Annotated in this window: 19 protein-coding genes; 14 read left to right on the top strand and 5 right to left on the bottom strand. The window is 70.0% G+C overall.

Annotated features, from left to right (window positions below; genetic code table 11):
- Positions 1-33 precede the first annotated feature (33 nt).
- A complete protein-coding gene (locus ACQ5DX_RS18435; protein WP_430333937.1) occupies positions 34-1338 on the top strand; it encodes an ROK family protein in 1305 nt (434 codons plus the stop codon).
- Positions 1339-1358: 20 nt separating this feature from the next.
- Here the strand turns inward: ACQ5DX_RS18435 and ACQ5DX_RS18430 are convergent, their stop codons facing one another.
- From ACQ5DX_RS18430 to ACQ5DX_RS18420, 3 genes are read right to left on the bottom strand one after another with little or no spacing between them, the layout of a single operon-like run.
- Positions 1359-2678: a lipase family protein gene (locus ACQ5DX_RS18430; RefSeq protein WP_430333936.1), complete on the bottom strand. Its 1320-nt coding sequence runs from the start codon at positions 2676-2678 to the stop codon at positions 1359-1361.
- An 18-nt stretch (positions 2679-2696) separates the two neighbouring features.
- A complete protein-coding gene (locus ACQ5DX_RS18425; RefSeq protein ID WP_430333935.1) occupies positions 2697-3713 on the bottom strand; it encodes a tocopherol cyclase family protein in 1017 nt (338 codons plus the stop codon).
- A 53-nt stretch (positions 3714-3766) separates the two neighbouring features.
- Complete coding sequence (locus tag ACQ5DX_RS18420; RefSeq protein ID WP_430333934.1) at positions 3767-4540, bottom strand: PIG-L family deacetylase; 774 nt, start codon at positions 4538-4540, stop codon at positions 3767-3769.
- Between the two features lie 121 nt (positions 4541-4661).
- Here ACQ5DX_RS18420 and ACQ5DX_RS18415 point away from each other — a divergent pair, with 121 nt between their 5' ends.
- From ACQ5DX_RS18415 to ACQ5DX_RS18390, 6 genes are all read left to right on the top strand, one after another.
- Positions 4662-5849 (top strand): MFS transporter, encoded by a 1188-nt coding sequence (locus ACQ5DX_RS18415; RefSeq protein WP_430333933.1) that lies wholly within the window; start codon positions 4662-4664, stop codon positions 5847-5849.
- Positions 5850-5871: 22 nt separating this feature from the next.
- Positions 5872-6753, top strand: coding sequence for an alpha/beta fold hydrolase (locus ACQ5DX_RS18410; protein ID WP_430333932.1), 882 nt, complete (start codon positions 5872-5874; stop codon positions 6751-6753).
- A gap of 25 nt (positions 6754-6778) precedes the next feature.
- The gene (mshA, locus tag ACQ5DX_RS18405) at positions 6779-8119 is read left to right on the top strand and encodes a D-inositol-3-phosphate glycosyltransferase (protein ID WP_430333931.1); all 1341 of its coding nucleotides are present in this window, start codon (positions 6779-6781) and stop codon (positions 8117-8119) included.
- Positions 8116-8670, top strand: coding sequence for a YbjN domain-containing protein (locus ACQ5DX_RS18400; RefSeq protein ID WP_430333930.1), 555 nt, complete (start codon positions 8116-8118; stop codon positions 8668-8670). Before mshA ends, ACQ5DX_RS18400 begins: the two co-directional genes overlap by 4 nt.
- Positions 8671-9078: 408 nt before the next feature.
- Entirely contained in the window at positions 9079-9408 is a 330-nt protein-coding gene (locus tag ACQ5DX_RS18395) for a transglycosylase family protein (RefSeq protein WP_430333929.1), read from the top strand.
- Between the two features lie 242 nt (positions 9409-9650).
- Positions 9651-11357: a cation:proton antiporter gene (locus tag ACQ5DX_RS18390; RefSeq protein ID WP_430333928.1), complete on the top strand. Its 1707-nt coding sequence runs from the start codon at positions 9651-9653 to the stop codon at positions 11355-11357.
- Here the strand turns inward: ACQ5DX_RS18390 and ACQ5DX_RS18385 are convergent.
- Entirely contained in the window at positions 11335-12726 is a 1392-nt protein-coding gene (locus tag ACQ5DX_RS18385; protein WP_430333927.1) for an MFS transporter, read from the bottom strand. The genes ACQ5DX_RS18390 and ACQ5DX_RS18385 overlap by 23 nt on opposite strands.
- Positions 12727-12856: 130 nt before the next feature.
- Between ACQ5DX_RS18385 and ACQ5DX_RS18380 the strand changes: the two genes are divergently transcribed.
- From ACQ5DX_RS18380 to ACQ5DX_RS18360, 5 genes are all read left to right on the top strand, one after another.
- On the top strand, positions 12857-13531 hold the full coding sequence (locus tag ACQ5DX_RS18380; RefSeq protein ID WP_430333926.1) for a TetR/AcrR family transcriptional regulator: 675 nt from the start codon (positions 12857-12859) through the stop codon (positions 13529-13531).
- A gap of 97 nt (positions 13532-13628) precedes the next feature.
- Entirely contained in the window at positions 13629-13913 is a 285-nt protein-coding gene (locus tag ACQ5DX_RS18375; protein ID WP_430333925.1) for a putative quinol monooxygenase, read from the top strand.
- A gap of 58 nt (positions 13914-13971) precedes the next feature.
- Positions 13972-14727 carry a phosphoglyceromutase gene (locus ACQ5DX_RS18370; protein WP_430335731.1) on the top strand — a complete coding sequence of 252 codons (756 nt, stop codon included), beginning with the start codon at positions 13972-13974 and terminating at the stop codon, positions 14725-14727.
- Between the two features lie 204 nt (positions 14728-14931).
- Positions 14932-16128: a sensor histidine kinase gene (locus ACQ5DX_RS18365; RefSeq protein ID WP_430333924.1), complete on the top strand. Its 1197-nt coding sequence runs from the start codon at positions 14932-14934 to the stop codon at positions 16126-16128.
- Between the two features lie 31 nt (positions 16129-16159).
- Positions 16160-16849: a winged helix-turn-helix domain-containing protein gene (locus tag ACQ5DX_RS18360; protein ID WP_430333923.1), complete on the top strand. Its 690-nt coding sequence runs from the start codon at positions 16160-16162 to the stop codon at positions 16847-16849.
- A 71-nt stretch (positions 16850-16920) separates the two neighbouring features.
- Here the strand turns inward: ACQ5DX_RS18360 and ACQ5DX_RS18355 are convergent, their stop codons facing one another.
- Positions 16921-17715, bottom strand: coding sequence for a hypothetical protein (locus ACQ5DX_RS18355; RefSeq protein WP_430335730.1), 795 nt, complete (start codon positions 17713-17715; stop codon positions 16921-16923).
- A 66-nt stretch (positions 17716-17781) separates the two neighbouring features.
- Between ACQ5DX_RS18355 and ACQ5DX_RS18350 the strand changes: the two genes are divergently transcribed.
- Both ACQ5DX_RS18350 and ACQ5DX_RS18345 read left to right on the top strand, forming a co-directional pair.
- On the top strand, positions 17782-18735 hold the full coding sequence (locus ACQ5DX_RS18350; protein WP_430333922.1) for a hypothetical protein: 954 nt from the start codon (positions 17782-17784) through the stop codon (positions 18733-18735).
- Positions 18732-19802: a hypothetical protein gene (locus ACQ5DX_RS18345; RefSeq protein ID WP_430333921.1), complete on the top strand. Its 1071-nt coding sequence runs from the start codon at positions 18732-18734 to the stop codon at positions 19800-19802. The genes ACQ5DX_RS18350 and ACQ5DX_RS18345 overlap by 4 nt, the downstream gene beginning before the upstream one ends.
- The last annotated feature ends 20 nt before the right edge of the window (positions 19803-19822 follow it).

Raw genomic sequence — 19822 nt, 5'->3', positions numbered from 1 at the left:
CGTCCCCACCGGGACGAGGCAAGGACAACCGACATGCTCACCGCAGCACCACACGTCACCCGAACGAGATCCGTGACCGCCCGTACCTCCACCGCGCGACCCGTGCGCCCCACCGGCGTTCGTCCCGCCACCCGGCCCCGCATCGTTCCGCCCAGCCTGGGCATTGCAGACGGGCCGGCCGCCGCGGTGTTCCGCGCGGCCGCCGCGGGCGGACCCATCTACCGCGACGACGCCACCCGGGCGTCCGGTGCGAGCATCGCGACCGTCAACCGGCACGTGTCGGCGATGCTGTCCGCGGGCCTGTTGCGCGAACGCCCCGATCTGGCCGTCTCCGGGGCGATCGGCCGGCCCCGCATCCCGTTCGAGGTGGAGCACGAGCGATACCTCACCGTCGGCGTCCACATCGGCGCGGTCGTCACCGGTGTGATCGCCTCCGACCTGCGCGGACGGATCCTCGGCGCGGCGGAGATCCCGACCCCGCGAGGGGCGTCCGACGCCGCACTCGCGACCATCACCGCCAGCGCGCGCGGCTTCGCGGCCCGCTGGCACCGGCGACGCCCGCTGTGGGTGGGTGTCGCGCTCGGCGGCCGCGTCGACCCGGAGACCGGCGTGGTCGACCACGACCGTCTCGGCTGGACGGGTGCCCGTGTCGGTGACGTCGTCGGCGCCGGGTTCGGGCTACCGGTGTCGGTGGCGGCGCACGTCGAGGCGATGGCCGCCTCCGAGCTGTTGCTCACGCCGCAGCGCGCCGAGAACACGGAGGTGCGCGGGAGTGGGCTGTACTTCTATGCGCGTGAAACCGTCGGTCTCGCACTGACCCTCGACGGCAAGGTGCACACCCCGGCGGCCGGTCCCGGGTCCATTGCACACCTGCCCACCGAGGCGAGGGTGCGGTGCGAGTGCGGCGCCACCGGCTGCCTCGAGGCGGCGGTCAGCGATCGGGGTGTGCTGCGTGCGGCCCAACAGGCGGGAGTGCTGCCCGCCGGCGACGACCTACCGCCGATCGTCGCGTTGTATCGCGAGGCCCGTGCGGGATCGTTTGCAGCGCAGGACATCCTCGACGAGCGAGCGCGGATCCTGGGTCGGGCCGTGGCGATGCTGCGCGACCTGTTCAACCCCGACCGGGTGACCCTCGGCGGACAGGCGTTCACCGACTACCCCGAGGCCGTGCCGCACGTGGCGCGGGCCTTGTCGAAGGCGTCGCGGGCGGGGAGTTCCGACGTGCGCATCACCGGGTTCGGCAACCGGGTCCAGGAACACGCGGCCGGTGTGGTCTCGCTCAGTTCGCTGTACTCGAATCCGTTGGTGGCCATGCGGAAGGCGACCGCGCTGGTGTGAACCGGCGCGGCCGCCGCCGCTCAGCCGGCGTCCGCGAACCGGCCGACGAGCCAGTCGATGTTCTGCATGCCGAGCAGTTCGGTGCCCACCCGGTACGGATTGGTCAGCACATCGCTCACGCCGCAGTGGCTCGGTTCGACGGTGACGTCGGTTCCACCGGCGCGGTAGGTCGCGATCAGGTTCTCGACGTCGGGGTAGGGGACCAGGAAGTCGTCCCGGCACGACGTGACGAGGACCGGTGAGTTCGGGGCCTGCTGCCCCATCCGGTTCTCGGCGTACGCGCGGGCGAACGCGGGGTTGTCGGCCGGACGCCCGTGCGTGTACAGCGCGCTGAGCGGGAGGAACGGCATCATCAGGTAGGTCTGCTGGCAGGTGCGGTTGAAGATGTCGGCGACCTGCCTACCGAGAGGCGTCAGCTCGGCGTCGAGATCGATCTCCGGATAGCGCGCGGCGTAGCCGAGCGAGTTCGCGAACACGAAGCCCGCGCCGATCCCGCCGTCGGCCTGGCGTTCGAACGTCGCGCTGTCGACCACCATCGCCTGGAGCACCGTGCCGACGACGTTCAGTTCCGGCGCGTACGTCGCCTGCCTCTCGGCCGCGAAACCGGCCGCGACCCCGCCGCCGGCGATGCCGTAGATGCCGATCGGGATGTCGCGTTCGAATCCGGCATCGGGCAGCGCGATCGCGGCCCGCAGGCCGTCGAGCGTTGCGGCACCGGAGAACCGGCCGATCGAGAAGCCGTTGGGTGCGGAATCGCCGTCGTTGGCGGTGTCGCTCATCATCACGGCCCAGCCGTTGCCGAACATCTGCGCGACGGGTCCGAGTGCCGAGAACAGCGACGGGTCGTCCTGATCGGTTCCGGTCCACTGCGCGCTCGGCATACAGCCGGGGCCGAGGCTGTCGTTCGCCTCGGAGTAGCCGATCAGCTTGCGAGCTCGCGGTGAGGTCCCGCCGTCGCCGTTCTCGGGAATCATCAGGATGCCCGTGCTCGCGACGCGCGAGCCGTCGAAGTCGGTGGTGACGTACATGAGTTGGTAGGCGCGCACGTGCGCCGGCTGCACGCCGTACACCTGGACCGTCGCGGGCCGGGCCTTCAGGAGCGTGCCGGGGGCGAGACCGGCGACGGGCGGGGCCTGGAACCACGGATCGGTGGTGGGGTGCCGCGGCTGCCACTGCTCGGGCGGCGCGATCCGGCCGTCCCGGAACGTGCTGAGCACGAACGGGCTGAACACGTTGTTCATGTCCACCGTGTCCGGTGCAGCCGCTGCGATCGGCGTGCCGATCAGCAGGGCCGCCGCGGCGACCGCGGTCGCCGCGAGTGTCGATCGAAGTGTGCGCAAGATTCCCCCTCGCCGTCTTCAGTTCTGTTCGTCTCCGCGGCTTTCCCGCCGTCGGAGTTCGTCGTGCGCCCGCGAGATCCCGCCCCACTCGAGCCCCGCCAGGTGGGATTCACCCGACAGTGCACATCGGCCGTTGTGATGCACCGTTACACGCAAGTTCCCGCCGAGGTGCTCCAACGCGCCCGGAACGTTCCGGCGCTCCGAGGGCAGTGGTACCGGCAGGACGTGGGCACCGGACAGCGGGGCACGCCCCTCGATCTCCACCGACCACCGCCGGTTGCCGCCGCTGAGCAGCCAGGCGCCGTCGCCCACCCGGGCGCGGATCGGGGACGTGACCGGGTTGCCCAGGCGCACGACGCGGCCGTCCGGCAGCGCCACGACGACGGCAGTCACCTCGGTGCGCAGCGGCCCCGCCGTGACGGTGCCGCCCGCGAACGCGACGCACACGCGCGGGTCGTCGAAGCCCTGCGCCTGGCCCCACCACCACGATTTCGGGAAACCCTCTCTGCCCCAGTTCTTCTCGCCGTACACCTGGGCATCGTCGAGGTCCCACCGCTCGCCGTCCACCTCGGCCCACCCCTCGACGCGACCGCCCAGCAGCCACGGGTGCCAATACTGGTTGAGCGCCGGCACCACGTGGAAGACACTCGAGCCGCCCAGGCGTCGCCGCGGCCACGGCACGGGATCGATGATCCGGACATCGAGTCGCGCGCCCGGTCCGAGATCGACGCGCAGCCGGTCGGTGGTTCCGCGAAACGCGTTGCCGGCGAAGGCGCCGAGGCGGTCGGGATCGGCGGATGCGACCGGATGCACCGCGGTGCGCAGGAATCCGCCGGGATGTGTCCCCAGCCCGAGCGTCGCCCAGCGGCCGTCGGCGGCGCGGTTGATGCCCGCGAGGGCGATCAGCACCCGGCCCGAGTCGCGCTGCGTGAACCGCCAGAAATAGCCCTCCATCGCGACGTCGTGCGCGGCGAGCGGGTTCCCGAACGGCACGTCGGCGCCCGTCCGTCGATAGCGAGCGAGGAGGCCGGGCATGTGGCGATGCTAGGTCCGCGGACCGCGAATCCGCAGGCAGTTGACGGCATCCGCTAGAGCGGCAGGGCGGTCTCCTCGAGGCCGTCCAACGCGCCGCGCCGGCGGAACCACTCCAACCCGAAGGCGGCCAGCAACTGCTCCTCGGGCATCTGCAGGAACGGCCCGAAGTCGCCGATCTGGGTCTCGTGCGCGAACATCGCGGCCCGCTTGGCGGCGAGCGCCGCGCTCACGTCGACGACCGTGGTGATCTCCGCGTCCGAGAGCCCGATCGAGTCGAGTTCCGGGGGCACCGCGTCCTCGGACCACTCCGGGTTGGCCTGCATCAGGCGTCGGATGTGGTCGCGGCTGAGCGCGGCCTCGTACACGTGCGGGGTGCCGGCCATCTCCGCCGCACGAACCCCCACATGGTGGACCTGCACGTGATCGGGGTGCCCGTAGCCGCCGTTCGAGTCGTAGATCGTCAGGACGTCCGCGGCCTCCTCGTCGAGGACTGCCGCCAGACGCGCCGCCGCGTCCTCGATGTCGGCGTTGCAGAACGCGTCGGGGTTCGCGTTGTCGGGCGTGCCGGCCATCCCCGAATCGGCGTAGTGGAGCATCACCACGCGGTGCGCGCCCAGCACGCTCGTCGACGCCTCGAGTTCCCGGCGACGACGAGCGGCGAGGGACTCGCCGTCGGCGAGCAGGCCGTCGGGCACCTCGCCCAGTGCGCCGTCCGTCGCGGTGACCACGACCACGCGGTGCCCGGCGTCGGCCGCCTGCCGCATCACCCCACCCGTCACGAACACCTCGTCGTCGGGGTGGGCGTGGAAACAGACCAGAACGCTCATGCGGTGAATGCTTACACGCGCGCACCGTCGACAGGCAAGGGTGCGACACTGTTCGCACATCAGACCACCGGAGGACGGCTCTCGCGCCACTTCGAGGACGCGTGAGGAGTCGCGAGCGGCGATGATCGGCACCTACCGGGAGATCTTCTCCGCCCGCGGCGCCGCGGCCTTCTCCGCAGCGGGCTTCGTCGCCCGGCTGCCCATCGCGATGGTCGGCATCGGAATCGTGACGATGCTCTCGCAGCTGCGCGGCGACTACGGGTTGGCCGGTGCGTTGTCGGCGGTGTTCGCGCTCGCGTACGCCGCGATCACCCCGCTGGTCTCGCGGGCCGTCGATCGCTACGGGCAGCGCAGGATCCTGCCGACGGCGGCCGGGGTCAGCGCGTGCGCGCTGGCGGTGATGCTGCTGTGCGTGCGGCTCGGCGCACCCGACTTCGTGCTGTTCCTGCTCGCGGTCCCGGCCGGATGTATGCCGACGATCGGCGCGATGGTCCGGGCCCGCTGGACCGCGCTGTATCGCGGAAAGCCGCAGCTGCGCACGGCCTTCGCGTTCGAGTCCGTGCTCGACGAGGTCTGCTTCGTCGCCGGGCCGGTGATCTCGGTGGGGCTGTCGGTGTCGGTGTTCCCGGAGGCCGGTCCGCTGTTGGCGCTGATCCTCCTGGTGGTCGGCACCCTCGCGCTGGTCGCGCAGCGCGACACCGAACCGGCCGTTCTCGACCGCACCGAGCACACCGGCGGATCGGTCGTGCGCATCCCGGCGATGTGGGCGCTGGTCGCGGTGATGCTCGCGATGGGCACCATCTTCGGCTCCGTCGACGTCACGAGCATCGCGTTCGCGACCGAGCGCGGCACCCCGGCGGCCGCGACCATCGCGCTGGCCCTGTTCGCGGGCGCGTCCGCCGTCGCGGGTGTGGTGTTCGGTGCCATGCGCCCGGGGGCGGCGCTGCGCCGCCAACTCGTGTTCGCGACCGGTGCGGTCGCACTCCTGTTGTGGCCGCTGCTGGCGGCGAACTCGATCCTCACCCTCACCGGGGCGCTCGCGCTGGCGGGCATCACCGTCGCTCCGACGATGATCGTCGCGACGACGCTTGTCGAGTCGGTGGTCCCGCACGTCAAGCTGACCGAGGGCATCACGTGGACCGTCACCGGACTCGGTGTCGGCGTCGCGGTCGGATCGGCGGTGGCGGGCCAGACGATCGACCACTTCGGCACCCGCGCGGGATTCGCCGTGGCGGTGATCGCGGGTGTCACCGCGCTCGTCATCGCAGGTGGGACATACGTCGCATACCGTGCGCGCGGTACCGAGTGAGGAAGCCCCCTAGGGTGGCCGCATGGCGATTCGCGAAACCACCAGTGCCGACGGCACCACCCTCGTCTACAGAACGTTCGGTAGCGCGTCGTCGCGTCCGCTCGTCCTGATCCATGGCTGGGCGCAGTCGTCGCGCTGCTGGGGCGACGACGTACTCGCCGACCTGGCGGAGCACTTCCGGGTGATCGCGGTCGACCTGCGCGGGCACGGTTACTCCGACGTCCCGGCGTTCGGCTACGACGACTCGGCGAACTGGGCCGCCGATGTCGACGCGGTGCTGACCGCGGAGGCCGTCACGTCCGGGGCGGTGCTGCTGGGCTGGTCCTACGGCGGCCTGGTGATCTGCGATTACCTTGCCGCGCACGGCACTACGGCGATCGACGGCGTCGTGTTCGTCGGCGCCATCACGAGCATCGGGCGCGGCGAGGCGGGCGGCAAGGTGGGTGCGGCGATGAGGGCCGCGATCCCCGCCGCGATGGCCGAGGACCCGGCGACCGCGATCGGGGCGCTCGGCAGCTTCGGGACCGCGCTCACCGGCCCGATCGACGACGCGCCCGGCAAGGGCGCATGGTCGCAGACGCTGTTCGGGGCCAGCCTGTCGACACCGCCGCGGGTGCGGGCGGCGCTGTTCACCCGGGCCGTCGGCCACGACGACCTGCTGCGCACCCTCGACGTGCCGGCGCTGGTCCTGCACGGCACTGCCGACGCCGTCGTCGACGTCTCCGCAGGTGAGCACGCTGCCGCGCTCATTCCGGGCGCCACCGCGTCGTACTGGGAGGGCTGCGGGCACGGGCCGTTCGTCGAGGATCCGCAGCGGTTCGTCGACGAGGTGCGAGCCTTCGTGGTCGGAATCGACGGGGGTGTCCCGGTCGGTGAGAGTGAGTCGGCCGCAATTACCTCTTGAAAGAGCGACAGGGCAGTATGGACGCGTGACACCCAAGCACAGCGCGGGACCCCGACGGGTCGCCGTTCTCTCCGTACACACGTCACCGCTGGCACAGCCTGGCACCGGTGACGCGGGCGGAATGAACGTGTACGTGCTGCAGACCGCGCTCCAACTCGCGCGTCGGGGCGTGGAGGTCGACATCTTCACTCGCGCGACGTCGTCGGCCACGCCCGTGGTCCAGGAGGCCGCGCCGGGTGTCCGCGTCCGCAACGTCGCCGCCGGCCCGTACGAGGGCCTCGACAAGCACGAGTTGCCCACGCAGCTGTGCGCATTCGCGGCGGGGGTGCTGCGCGAGGAAGTCCGGCACGAGCCCGGCTACTACGACCTCGTGCACTCGCACTACTGGCTGTCGGGGCAGGTCGGCTGGCTGGCCCGGGACCGGTGGGGCGTGCCGCTGGTCCACACCGCGCACACGCTCGCGGCCGTGAAGAACGCTTCGCTCGCCGACGGCGACACCCCCGAGCCGGCGGCCCGGCAGATCGGGGAGCAGCAGGTGGTCGAGGAGGCCGACCGGCTCACCGCCAACACCGCCGACGAGGCCGCGCAGCTGGCGTCGATCTACGGTGCCTCGCCGAGCAAGATCGACGTGGTCGCGCCGGGCGCGGACCTCGCCCGGTACCGGCCGGGGGATCGGCTCGAGGCCCGCGCGGCGCTCGGGCTCGACCCGGCGGAGACGATCGTGACGTTCGTCGGCCGCATCCAGCCGCTCAAGGCACCCGATGTCCTGCTGCGGGCGGCCGCCGAGGTGATCGCGCGGGAGCCGGGGCTGCCGCTGCGGGTGCTGGTGGTCGGCGGCCCGTCGGGGACCGGCCTCGAGCGTCCCGAAGCGCTGATCGAGCTGGCGGACACGCTCGGCATTCGCACCAGCGTGACCTTCCTGCCGCCGCAGCCACCGGAGCGGCTGGCCGACGTCTATCGGGCATCCGATCTGGTCGCCGTGCCGAGCTACTCGGAATCCTTCGGCCTGGTCGCGATCGAGGCGCAGGCGTGCGGCACGCCCGTCATCGCCGCCGACGTCGGCGGGCTCGGCGTGGCCGTGCGGGACGGGCAGACCGGTCTGCTCGTGCAGGGGCATCGCACCGATGACTGGGCGTCGGCGCTGCAATCGCTGGTGACGATGCCGGACCGGCTCGACGAGCTGGCCGCGCGCGCTCCTCGGCACGCCGAGAACTTCTCGTGGGAACACACCGCGGACGCGCTGCTCGCCAGCTATCGGGCCGCGGCCGCGAAGTACCAGCGCGCCGCGTGGGACGGCGCCGAGTTCTCGCCGCGCAGGTCGCGTGGGTTGTGGAAGCTGCGTAGGACGAGTGGAGTGCGGGCATGAGTGAACCGGGCCGGACCCCCGAGGTCGTCGCGGATGTCATCGACGCGGCGCTGAAGGAGCGCGAGCTCGACTACAGCCGCCGGGGCGACAGCCAGTTCATCGTCGAGCTGCCCGGCGAGCACAAGCTCAAGACCACGACCCTGCTCACCGTCGGCAACCACGGTGTCCGCGTCGAGGCGTTCGTGTGCCGCAAGCCCGACGAGAACTTCGAGGGCGTCTACAAGTACCTGCTGCGCCGCAACCGCAGGTTGTACGGCGTGCACTACACGATCGACAAGATCGGTGACATCTATCTGGTGGGTCGCATCTCGGCGCACGCGGTGACCGGGGAGGAACTGGACCGCGTGCTGGGGCAGGTTCTCGAAGCCGCGGACGGCGACTTCAACGTGTTGCTCGAGCTCGGCTTCGCCACCTCCATCAAGCGGGAGTGGGCGTGGCGTGTCTCGCGCGGCGAGTCGCTGGCGAATCTGCAGCCCTTCAAGCACCTCGTCGAGGCACCCGACGAGGCATCCGACGACCCGACGTGGGGGCCTCCCACCGGGTCTCGCTGACGTCGCACGGGCCGGTTCGACCGTTATCCGGCCGAGATTTAGTGATCCCCTTCACGCGTTTCATGTGATCTGCATCACATTGCGAGTATGCAACGACACGAGCGCGAATCCATGATTCATGGCGGTTGACCTGCTCGTTTTACCTGGTCATGGCTATTTTCGGGTACGTCCGTCTCACAAAATCGATCCGTGACCTTTCCGTGATCGGCTCCTACGGTTGTAACCAGCCCGAGACACACGGATCGGGAGCACGACAGGAAAGACCCGACCCGCACCGCTCATCTGCCCCGCGGGATCGGAACCGCAAGACCTATGAGGGGCAGGGGCGAGACCCATCAGAGCCCGGATCGACATTCCACGTCGTCCGACGGTCGTCTCGCCGGCAATACCGAGAGGATCCACCCCGAAATGGCCAAGTTCAACGTCAAGCGCACCATCGGTACCGTCGCCGCCACCGCCGCCCTCGTCGCGGCCCCGCTCGCGATGAGCGCCGGCACCGCCAACGCCGCGTCCGGCAACTGGGACGCCGTCGCGCAGTGCGAGAGCAGCGGCAACTGGGCCGCGAACACCGGCAACGGCTTCTACGGCGGCCTGCAGTTCACCGCGAGCACCTGGAAGGCCTACGGCGGCTCGGGCATGGCGCACGAGAACTCTCGCGCCGAGCAGATCCGCGTGGCCGAGAACGTGCTGGCCGGCCAGGGCCGCGGTGCGTGGCCGGTGTGCGGCCAGTACCTCTGAGCCTGACGGTCGGGCTGGGCTGAGCCCCCGTCTACAGCTGAAGGGACCCTTCGAGCGCTCCGAGCGCACGGAGGGTCCCTTCAGCTGTATCCCGGTCGACGCAATCGAAACCCGGGTTGTTAATCTCGCTCGACCGTCCGATGTCGAAATTTTGCGCTCATCGGCGAATGCTCCTCATGGGGAACATGTTTGGAACGAGCCCCCGTGATTGTGCGGCGCCGGCCTGACGAGAGATTTCGAGTATGGACCTGACCTTGGTCGCCGTCGTCGGCGTCATCAGCATCGTCGCCGTTGCGGCCTTCTCGCAGCGGATGGGCGTGGCCGCGCCCTTGAGTCTCCTGGTCGTCGGGATCGGGCTGAGTTACGTTCCGGGGCTGCCGGACGTGCACGTCGAACCCGAGTGGATTCTCGCGGGCGTCCTCCCGCCGCTGCTGTACTCGGCGGCGGTGACGATGCCGGCACAGGATTTCCGGCGGAACTTCAAAGCGATCAGCGGCCTCGCGGTGTTGCTGGTGGTGGTGACGACGCTGGCGGCAGGCGCCCTGTTCTACCTCGTCATGCCCGGACTGGGGTGGCCCGCGGCATTCGCGCTGGGTGCCGTCGTCAGTTCGACGGACGCCGTCGCCGCGACGTCGCTCGGCCGCAAACTCGGCCTGCCCTCGCGACTGCTGGCCGTGCTGGAAGGCGAGGGCCTGATCAACGACGCGTCCGCCCTCGTGCTGCTGCGGTCGGCGGTTGCCGCGATGGCGGGCGCCGTGTCGCTGTGGCAGGTTGCCGGCGATTTCGTCTACTCGGTCGTCGTCGCCATCGTGATCGGTGCGGTCGTCGGATACGCGAACGTCCACATCCGTCGGTGGTTCAACGACACCATCTTCAACACGTCGGTTTCGTTCGTCATCCCGTTCCTCGCTTTCGTTCCCACCGAGAAGGCGGGGGCGTCCGGCGTGCTCGCCGTGGTGGTGACGGGACTGGTCACGGGTCATCTGAGCCATCGGTACCTGCGTGCTCAGGACCGGATCAGCGAGGACCTCAACTGGCGCACCGTCGCGTTCCTGCTCGAGTCGGCCGTCTTCCTTCTGATGGGTCTGAGCATCGAGAGCCTCGTCGACGAAGTGCGAGCGGAGGGCCTGTCGCTCGGCGAAAGCGTCCTCATCGGCCTGCTGACTGCCGCGTCCGTCGTCGCGATCCGGATGATCTTCGTGATCCCGCTCGTCGCCTCGCTGCGCCGTGATGAGCGCCGCGCGGCCGCGCGGGCGCCTCGATACAAGCGGTGGAGCGAACGCCTCGACATGCTCGGCGACGACGCCGAGAGCGGTAATTTTCGGGAAGACTTCGTGGCACGTCGGGTCAGGCGCACCACCGCGGACATCGACTTCGTGCTCACGGAGCGGCTCGGGTTGCGAGGCGGGGTGATTCTCGCGTGGGCGGGCATGCGCGGCGCCGTGACGCTGGCCGCGGCGCAGACGCTGCCGCTCGATACGCCGTACCGAGCCGAGCTGATCCTCGTCGCGTTCGTCGTGGCCGTGACGACACTGCTGGTGCAGGGCCTGTCCCTGCCGCTGGTCATTCGGTGGGTGAAGGTTCCCGGCGACGACGCGGACCGGTTGTCCACCGAGTTCGGCAACCTCCTCGGCGAACTCGCCGACGCCGCCGACGCAGCGCTGGACAGCGCCGAGCATTCGGATCCGGAGATCGTGGCGCTGGCTCGGGATCACAATCTCATCGGCAGACACGAGGTTCGGGGTGGCGCGGTGCCTGATCCCGAACACGATCTGCGCTACGAGGAGTACCTGCGGCTGCGGCTCGAGGCCCTCGCGGCCGAGCGCGAGCACCTCCTCGGCGTCCGGGCCCGCGGCACCTACAGCTCCCGGGCGATCTCCGCCGCCAACCGCCGGCTCGACCTCGAGGACGCGCGTCTCGGTGTACTCAGCCGTCGGCTGACCGAGTGACGCCGGTCGTCGCAGTTCGGACGGAACGCGGAAAGAACAGCGACAGAACGGTTCCGGTGACCAACAGCAGTGCGCACACCGCCAGGGCCCGCGAATATCCGGACACCAGCGCGACGTCGGCCGGTCCGTCCCAACCTGCGGTGACGGCGGCCGCGATGCTGACGAGTGCTGCGAGGCCGACCGACCCGCCGATCTGCCGGGATGCGCTGAGCAGGCCCGATGCCATGCCGACCTCGCCGGGCGGAGCGTCCGCGGTGGCCACGTTGCTGAGCGGCATGAACGACAGCCCGATGCCGACGCTCGCCGCGAGCGACGGCAACAGCACGGTGGTGACGTAGCTTCCGCCGACGGTCATGGTGGAGAAGCCGAGCAGGCCGATCGACGCGAGCGCGGTACCGATCACCAGCAGAGGTCGGGCGCCGAAGCGCGGCAACAACTTCGACGAGCCGACGATCCCGAAGACGAGTCCGACACAGAACGGCAGAAAGGCGACGCCCGTCGTGGCGGGCGAGTATCCGAGTCCCCGCTGCATGTACAGCGAGACGAAGAAGAAGCCGCCGAACTGGCCGGCACACACGACGCACATGATCGCGTTGGCGAGACCGATCCTCGGGCGCAGCAGGGTCGAGAATCGTACGAGCGGGTTCGACGCGCGCGTCTCGACCACGACGAACGCCGCCAGCAGCGCGACGGTGGCTGCGCCGCCGCCGAGGACGAGCCCCGACCCCCACCCGCGCGTCTCGGTCGCGATGACCGTGCTGACCAGGATCGTCAGTCCCGCGGTCGCGAGCACCGCGCCCGGCAGATCGAGCGAACCGCCGGACGGGTGCGCGGTCCGCGGCAGGCCGCGCATCGCGGCGAGGGCGGCGAGCAGTGCCACGGGAGCGCCGGCGAACATGACCCAGCGCCAACTCAATCCCTGAGTGAGGACACCGCTGAGCACGACCCCGAGGGCGCCGCCGAGCGCCGAGCACATAGCCCCGATCCCGAAAGCCTTGGCGCGGGCGGCGCCGTCGGGGAAGCCCTGGCTGAGCGCGGCGAGCCCGGCGGGCGCGATCATCGCGGCGCCGACGCCCTGGAGGGCTCGCGCCGCGACGAGCAGTCCCGCAGTGGGGGCGAACGTGCCGGCGACGCTCACCACGCCGAAGATCACCAGTCCGGCGACGAGGACGCGCCGCGTGCCGACGGCGTCGCACAACCGGCCGCCGAGCATGAGCAGGCCGCCGAAGGCGAGGGCGTACGCGTTGACGACCCACGACAGGTCGGCATCGGCGAAGTGCAGTGAGTGCTGGATGTCGGGCAGCGCGACGTTGATGACCGACATGTCGAAGGCGACGAGGAACTGGGCGGCTGCGGCTGCGGCGAGCACCAGGCCGGTTCGACTGGCAGGCGCGGACGTCGTCAGCGCAGCTCCAGATATTTGTATACGCGTTCTCATAATTGGTTAGGTCTACCTTACTGATCGGAGTGTCGGCAAGGGGTTCGTGCACAATTGCTGGATGCCTGCTTCCGCCGCGGGCCGTGGCGCGCCCCGGCGCGGACGGCCGCCGAGCCTGTCCGCCGAGCGGATCGTGGTCGCGGCGCGGGAGCACCTCGAGGCGGGCGGGCTGGCCGCGCTCAGCATGCGGGCGCTGGCGAAGGATCTGGGCACCACACCGATGGCGCTGTACCGGCACGTCGGCGACAAGGAGCAACTGCTCGGCCTCGTGCTCGACGAGTACTCGACGGGCCTCGGCGACATCGAACTGCCCGAGCAGCCCCGGGAGCGGATCCAGACGATCTTCCTGGCGATCTTCGACACCCTCGCTGCGGAGGCGTGGATCCTCGAACTGCTGCAACGTGGAGGTCGCGGCGGCGCGGGTGCGCTCGTGCTCGTCGACCGTGTGATCGCGGCCGGGCAACAACTCGGCATGGACGGTCGGCGTGCGCTGCTGCTCTACCGGGCGCTGTGGAACTACACGCTCGGGGCGCTCCTCGACATCCGTCCGGTCGCGTCGGACGACGGGATCTCGCCGTTGGCGGTCAAGATCCGGGAGGCGGGTGTCGACCGCTTGCCGGCGCTGCACGCCGTGGCGGAGAACTGGCCGTCGGGCACGACGCGGGAGAGCTACGTCGAGGGTCTGCGAGTCCTGGCCGACGGGTATGTCGCCCGGTTCGGGGACGCCGATCGTTGACGACCGTCCCGGTCGGCGGGAGAGCTGCTGCCGCGACTTGTCTTCTCGCTCATACGGTGTGGTGACACCGGTCGATCGACGAGAGGACGCATCCGACATGCACACCGCATTCATCCGGGTGAAGGTTCACCCCGAGCACGCCGACCGTGCGGCCCGGGCGATGCTCGAACTGGTGGAGCCGACGCTCGCCGAGCCGGGCTGCATCACCTACGAGTTCTACCGGGACCTCGACGACCCGGCGCTGTTCCACTGCTTCGAGCACTGGGACACCCGTCAGTCGCTCGACGACCACGGCACCACCGTTCACGTGCGGGCCTTCCTCGACGAGTTCGGTCCGGTGATCGAACGGTGGGAGTCCCATCACACCGTCGGCCTTCGGTGACGAAGTCGCAGGGTGCGCACGGATGGCTGTCGCAGGCGCCCGAGTCGCGCATGCCAGGATTGAGGGCATGAGTACCGGAACACTTGTGCTGCTCCGCCACGGCGAGAGCGAATGGAACGCGCTGAATCTGTTCACCGGCTGGGTGGACGTGCACCTGACCGACAAGGGCATGGCCGAAGGCAAGCGTGCCGGTGAACTGCTCGCCGAGCACAACCTGCTCCCGGACGTTCTCTACACCTCGCTGCTGCGTCGCGCGATCAGCACCGCGAACCTCGCGCTCGACGCCTGCGACCGCCACTGGATCCCGGTCGTGCGCGACTGGCGCCTCAACGAGCGTCACTACGGCGCGCTGCAGGGCAAGAACAAGGCCCAGACCAAGGCCGAGTTCGGCGAGGACCAGTTCATGCTCTGGCGCCGCAGCTACGACACCCCGCCGCCGCAGATCGAGGCCGGCAGCGAGTACAGCCAGGACCAGGACGCGCGCTACGCGGACATCGGTGACGTCCCGCTGACCGAGTGCCTGCTCGACGTCGTCAAGCGTTTGATCCCGTACTGGGACGAGACGATCGCGGCGGATCTGAAGGCCGGCAAGACCGTGCTGGTGACCGCGCACGGCAACTCGCTGCGCGCGTTGGTCAAGCACCTCGACGGCATCTCCGACGAGGACATCGCGGGCCTGAACATCCCGACCGGCATCCCGCTGCGCTACGACCTGGACGAGAACCTGAAGCCGCTGAACCCGGGCGGCACGTACCTCGACCCCGCGGCTGCCGCGGCCGGCGCCGCCGCCGTCGCGAACCAGGGCGCCAAGTAGCTCTCCCGCCGATACGCCTCGAAGGCCGGTACGGATCGCCGATCCGTACCGGCCTTCGTCGTTCCTCGCCCTTTCCTCGGCGTTTCGGCGATATCGGAAACAAACGGTGAACGACCGGAAAACTCCAGCTCTCGGGCCTATGACGTGCGAGAAAACCGGCGAACCCGCCTTCGGGCCCGGGTTCGCCGAACGTACGATTCACGTGTGACTGTTGTTCAGGCCGTGCTGTTGGCCGTTGCGACCGCCATCGTCGGTTGCTTGGTCGGTGCGGTGCTCGTCCCCCGAATCGCCGCACGCCGGGCGCGCCGCCAGCAGTCCCAGGCCGGACTGACCCTCTCCCAGGTCCTCGACCTGATCGTCCGCACCTCCGAGAGCGGCATCGCCGTCGTCGACAAGTTCAACGACGTCGTCCTGGCGAACCCGCGCGCCGAAGAGCTGGGGTTGGTGCGCCAACGCATGATCGACGACCGGGCATGGGTCGCGGCCACCGACGTGTTCGAGACCGGTGAACCGGTCGAGGTGGATCTGACCCGCCGCGCCGCGCGTGGGCGCGACAAGATGGCGGTGCGCGCCGTCGCGCGGCTGCTGAGCGAGGAGGACCCGCGGTTCGTCGTGGTGTTCGCCGACGACGACTCCGAACAGGTCCGCATGGAGGCCACCCGGCGTGACTTCGTCGCCAACGTCAGCCACGAGCTCAAGACCCCGGTCGGGGCGATGGGCCTGCTCGCGGAGGCGCTCCTCGAGGCCACCGACGACCCCGAGGCGGTCCGCTACTTCGGGCAGCGCGTGCTCAGCGAATCGGCCCGGCTCGGCAACATGGTCACCGAACTGATCGCGCTCTCGCGACTGCAGGGCGCCGAGAAACTACCCGACCTCGAGGTGGTCGACGTCGACGACGTCGTCGCGGAGGCGCTGCGTCGGTCCACGCTGGCGGCCGAGACCGCCGAGATCACCGTCCACACCGACGCCTCGAGCGGCCTCGAGGTGATGGGGGACCGCACACTGCTGGTGACCGCGCTGTCGAACCTCATCGAGAACGCGATCGCCTACTCGCCCAAGGGAACCGCGGTGTCGGTGAGCCGCACGGTCCGCGGCGACAACATCGCCGTCGCGGTCACCGACCGCGGCATCGGCATCGCGAAGGAAGATCAGGAACGCGTCTTCGAACGCTTCTTCCGCGTCGACAAGGCCCGCTCCCGCGCGACCGGCGGCACCGGCCTCGGTCTGGCCATCGTCAAGCACGTGGCCGCCAACCACAACGGCACCATCGACCTGTGGAGCCGGCCCGGCACCGGCTCGACCTTCACCCTGCAGATCCCCGGGCACTTCGCCGAGGCCGACGGCGCCGTACCCGGTTCGACCCACAAGCCCGCAATGATCGAGAAGAGAGCCGCGTCGTGAAGCGCCGCGGCACGAGTCTGGAGGCCAACCGTTGACGAGTGTGCTGATTGTGGAAGACGAGGAATCGCTGGCCGATCCGCTCGCGTTCCTGCTCCGCAAGGAGGGGTTCGAGACCACCATCGTCGGTGACGGACCGTCCGCGCTGGCCGAGTTCGAGCGTTCCGGCGCCGACATCGTCCTGCTCGACGTCATGCTGCCCGGGATGAGCGGAACCGACGTGTGCAAGCAGTTGCGCGCGAAGTCGTCGGTGCCGGTCATCATGGTCACCGCCCGCGACAGCGAGATCGACAAGGTGGTCGGTCTCGAACTGGGTGCCGACGACTACGTCACCAAGCCGTACTCGGCCCGTGAACTCATCGCCCGGATCCGGGCCGTGCTGCGCCGCGGCGCCGACGCCGAACCCGACGGCGGGTCCGACGACGGCGTCCTCGAGGCCGGCCCGGTGCGGATGGACGTCGAACGGCACCTCGTCCACGTCGACGGCGAGGCGGTGTCCTTGCCGCTCAAGGAGTTCGACCTGCTCGAGTACCTGCTGCGCAACTCGGGCCGCGTCCTCACCCGCGGTCAGCTCATCGACCGGGTGTGGGGAGCGGACTACGTCGGCGACACCAAGACCCTCGACGTCCACGTCAAGCGGTTGCGCGCCAAGATCGAGGCCGACCCCGGCAAGCCGAAGCACCTCGTGACGGTCCGCGGGCTCGGATACAAGCTCGAGGAATGAGCACCCGGCCGAATGTCACATGCGTTCAGTTCGATTGAACGCATGTGACATTCGGCCACGGAACAGGGGCGTCAGCCCTCTGCCCGCTGCGCCTTCTCCTGCGCAGCGGTGGTCGCGGGATGCACCGCGATGAGGCCGAGGCCTTCCCGACGGCGGCACAGCGACGCCAGCTCGTCGTAGGCGGCCTTGCCGAGCAGTTCGGTGAGTTCCGGGGCGTACGACTGCCACACGGGCTTGCTGCCGACGTGCGCGTCCGGCGAGCCGGAGCAGTACCACGCGAGGTCCTCGCCGCCCTCACCCCAGCCGCGACGGTCGTACTCGGTGATCGTCGTCTCGAGGATCTGCTCGCCGTCCGGGCGGTCCACCCACTCCTGGGTGCGACGGATCGGCAACTGCCAGCACACGTCCGGCTTGACCTCGAGCGGCTCGATGCCCTTGCGCAGCGCCATCTTGTGCAGCGCGCACCCGATACCGCCCTCGAAGTCTGGACGGTTCAGGAAGATGCACGCGCCCTTGTATCGGCGGGTGCGCAGCGCCGGCTCGTCCTCGAGGTCGTCCTCCTCGACGTAGCCCTTCTTCCCGAGGCCCTTCTCCATGAACTGCCAGTCGTCGGGTGTGAGCATCTTCACGGACGCGTCGAGTTTCTCGCGATCCTCCTCGTCGGAGAGGAACGCGCCGTGCGAGCAGCAACCGTCGTCGGGGCGACCGGCGACCGTGCCCTGGCACGCGGGCGTGCCGAACACGCAGGTCCAGCGCGAAAGGAGCCACGTCATGTCGGCTTTGATGGTGTGTTCGGGGTTCTCCGGGTCGACGAACTGGACCCACTCGCGTGGGAAGTCGAGATCCACTTCCGGCGTGGGCGCGATCTTGTGCGAGCCGCCGGTGCTGCCTGCTGTCACAGTGCCCGACGGTAGACCCAGTACCGTAGCCGTGTGCGCCTTGGGGTACTCGACGTCGGAAGCAACACCGTCCACCTGCTCGTGGTGGACGCACATCGTGGTGGGCACCCCACACCGATGAGTTCAACGAAGGCCACCTTGCGGCTCGCCGAGAACACCGACGACAAGGGTGACATCACCTCGAACGGTGCCGACCGGCTGGTCTCGACCGTGCAGGACTTCGCCGGTATCGCGCAGTCGTCCGGCTGCGGCGAACTGATGGCCTTCGCGACGTCTGCTGTGCGCGACGCGAACAACTCCGAGGCCGTCCTTTCCCGAGTGCGCACCGAGACCGGCGTGAACCTCGAGGTGCTCTCCGGTGTCGACGAGGCGCGGCTCACGTTCCTCGCGGTGCGCCGCTGGTACGGCTGGAGCGCGGGACGCATCCTGAACATCGATATCGGTGGCGGATCGCTCGAGTTGACGTGTGGCGGCGACGAGGACCCCGACACCGCGTTCTCGCTGCAGCTCGGCGCCGGACGCCTCACCCGTGACTGGCTGCAGGAAGATCCGCCCGGCAAGCGTCGTGTCGCGGTGCTGCGGGACTGGCTCGATGCCGAGCTCGCCGTCCCGGCGAAGCAGCTTCGGGCGTCGGGTACGGCGGACCTGCACGTCGCCACTTCGAAGACCTTCCGTTCGCTGGCACGACTGACCGGTGCCGCACCGTCCGCCGCAGGTCCGCGCGTCAAACGGACCCTCACGGCCAGTGGTCTGCGGCAGCTGATCGCGTTCATCTCGCGGATGACGGCCTCCGACCGTGCAGAATTGGAGGGCGTGAGTGCCGACCGATCCCAACAGATCGTGGCCGGTGCTCTCGTTGCGGAGGCCAGCATGCGCGCGCTGGGGATCGACACGCTCGAGATTTGCCCGTGGGCACTGCGTGAGGGTCTGATTCTTCGCAAGCTCGATACGGACATGGGTGGAGAACTGGTGGTGAGCGCTCGATGACTGAGCCCGAAGGTGACAGCCAAGCAATCTCGGTTGCGGAGCTGTTGGCCCGCAACGGCCAGCGCGTCGGCTCCGGAGCCGGCGGCCGACGACGTCGCGGCGTCAAGGGCGGCATCTCCGTCGCCGAACTGACCGGCGAGTTCCCGGCCGTCCGGAACGGGCGCGCCGCCGCCGCCGAGCCCGAGGCTGCCGACGCGGCGCCGCCGGTCGAGCCCAAGGCCGAGACAAGGACCGAGCCGAAGGTGGCGCCGACGGCCCCGGCAGCCCCGCCGGCCCCGGCAGCCCCGCCGGCCCGGGCGAGCCAGGACACGGCTCCGCGGGTCGCGGCCACCCCGAGCAAGGCCGCCGAGGACAAGCCCGCGGATGTCGCGCGCGCGACCGAGGTGAAGCCCGCACCGACGCCGGCACCCAAGCCCGCCGCGGAGACCAGGCCGGCGCCGACCCCGAAGCCCCAGCCTGCGAAGCGGCCGCCGCTCCGGTCCGATGCCACCGACGCACCGACCGTCGTCGCGCCTGCGGTGAAGGCCGACGCGCCGAAGAGCCCGCAGCCGGTCGACACCGGCTGGCGTTCGGTGCCGCCGAGTAGCGCGACCACCACGACCACGGTCATCGAACCGGTGCGCCCGCTCCCGAGTGCCGGTGAGTCCGAGCCGCGGGTGCCGTCGGGACAGACCGTCGTGGGCGATCCCGTGCGGCGCGGCGACGCCGAACTCGATGCCACCGCACCGGCCGACACCGGGGCGGACGCGGAGGACATCGATCTCGCAGACCTCGAGGATCTCGACGAGCTCCAGCCCGAACCCAGCGGCGCCAAGCAGTGGGCCGTCCTGCTCGGTCAGGGCGCGGTGGCGGTCGTCGCCGGCGCGCTGATGTTCAAGGGCTTCGAGAAGCTGTGGGACATGCTGCCGATGGTCGCGCTGGTCCTGGCGGTCCTCGTCATCGTCGGCCTCGTCGCTATGGTCCGGATCCTGCGCCGCACCGACGACATCACCAGCCTGGTGATCGCCCTCGTCGCCGGCGTCTTCGTCACGCTCGGTCCATTGGCCTTCCTGCTCAGCACGAGCTGACCGGCCGTAGGCGGAGAGAA

The organism is Rhodococcus sp. ACT016 (assembly GCF_050477185.1).
Lineage (GTDB): Bacteria > Actinomycetota > Actinomycetes > Mycobacteriales > Mycobacteriaceae > Prescottella.
This window is presented reverse-complemented; position numbering and strand designations above follow the sequence as displayed.

Coding starts and splice junctions, on each gene's coding strand:
- ACQ5DX_RS18420 (WP_430333934.1), bottom strand. CDS start 4,540: ATGAGCGTTCTGGTCTGTTTCCACGCCCACCCCGACGACGAGGTGTTC.
- ACQ5DX_RS18400 (WP_430333930.1), top strand. CDS start 8,116: ATGAGTGAACCGGGCCGGACCCCCGAGGTCGTCGCGGATGTCATCGAC.
- ACQ5DX_RS18415 (WP_430333933.1), top strand. CDS start 4,662: ATGATCGGCACCTACCGGGAGATCTTCTCCGCCCGCGGCGCCGCGGCC.
- ACQ5DX_RS18375 (WP_430333925.1), top strand. CDS start 13,629: ATGCACACCGCATTCATCCGGGTGAAGGTTCACCCCGAGCACGCCGAC.
- ACQ5DX_RS18435 (WP_430333937.1), top strand. CDS start 34: ATGCTCACCGCAGCACCACACGTCACCCGAACGAGATCCGTGACCGCC.
- ACQ5DX_RS18390 (WP_430333928.1), top strand. CDS start 9,651: ATGGACCTGACCTTGGTCGCCGTCGTCGGCGTCATCAGCATCGTCGCC.
- ACQ5DX_RS18425 (WP_430333935.1), bottom strand. CDS start 3,713: ATGCCCGGCCTCCTCGCTCGCTATCGACGGACGGGCGCCGACGTGCCG.
- ACQ5DX_RS18345 (WP_430333921.1), top strand. CDS start 18,732: ATGACTGAGCCCGAAGGTGACAGCCAAGCAATCTCGGTTGCGGAGCTG.
- ACQ5DX_RS18395 (WP_430333929.1), top strand. CDS start 9,079: ATGGCCAAGTTCAACGTCAAGCGCACCATCGGTACCGTCGCCGCCACC.
- ACQ5DX_RS18410 (WP_430333932.1), top strand. CDS start 5,872: ATGGCGATTCGCGAAACCACCAGTGCCGACGGCACCACCCTCGTCTAC.
- ACQ5DX_RS18380 (WP_430333926.1), top strand. CDS start 12,857: ATGCCTGCTTCCGCCGCGGGCCGTGGCGCGCCCCGGCGCGGACGGCCG.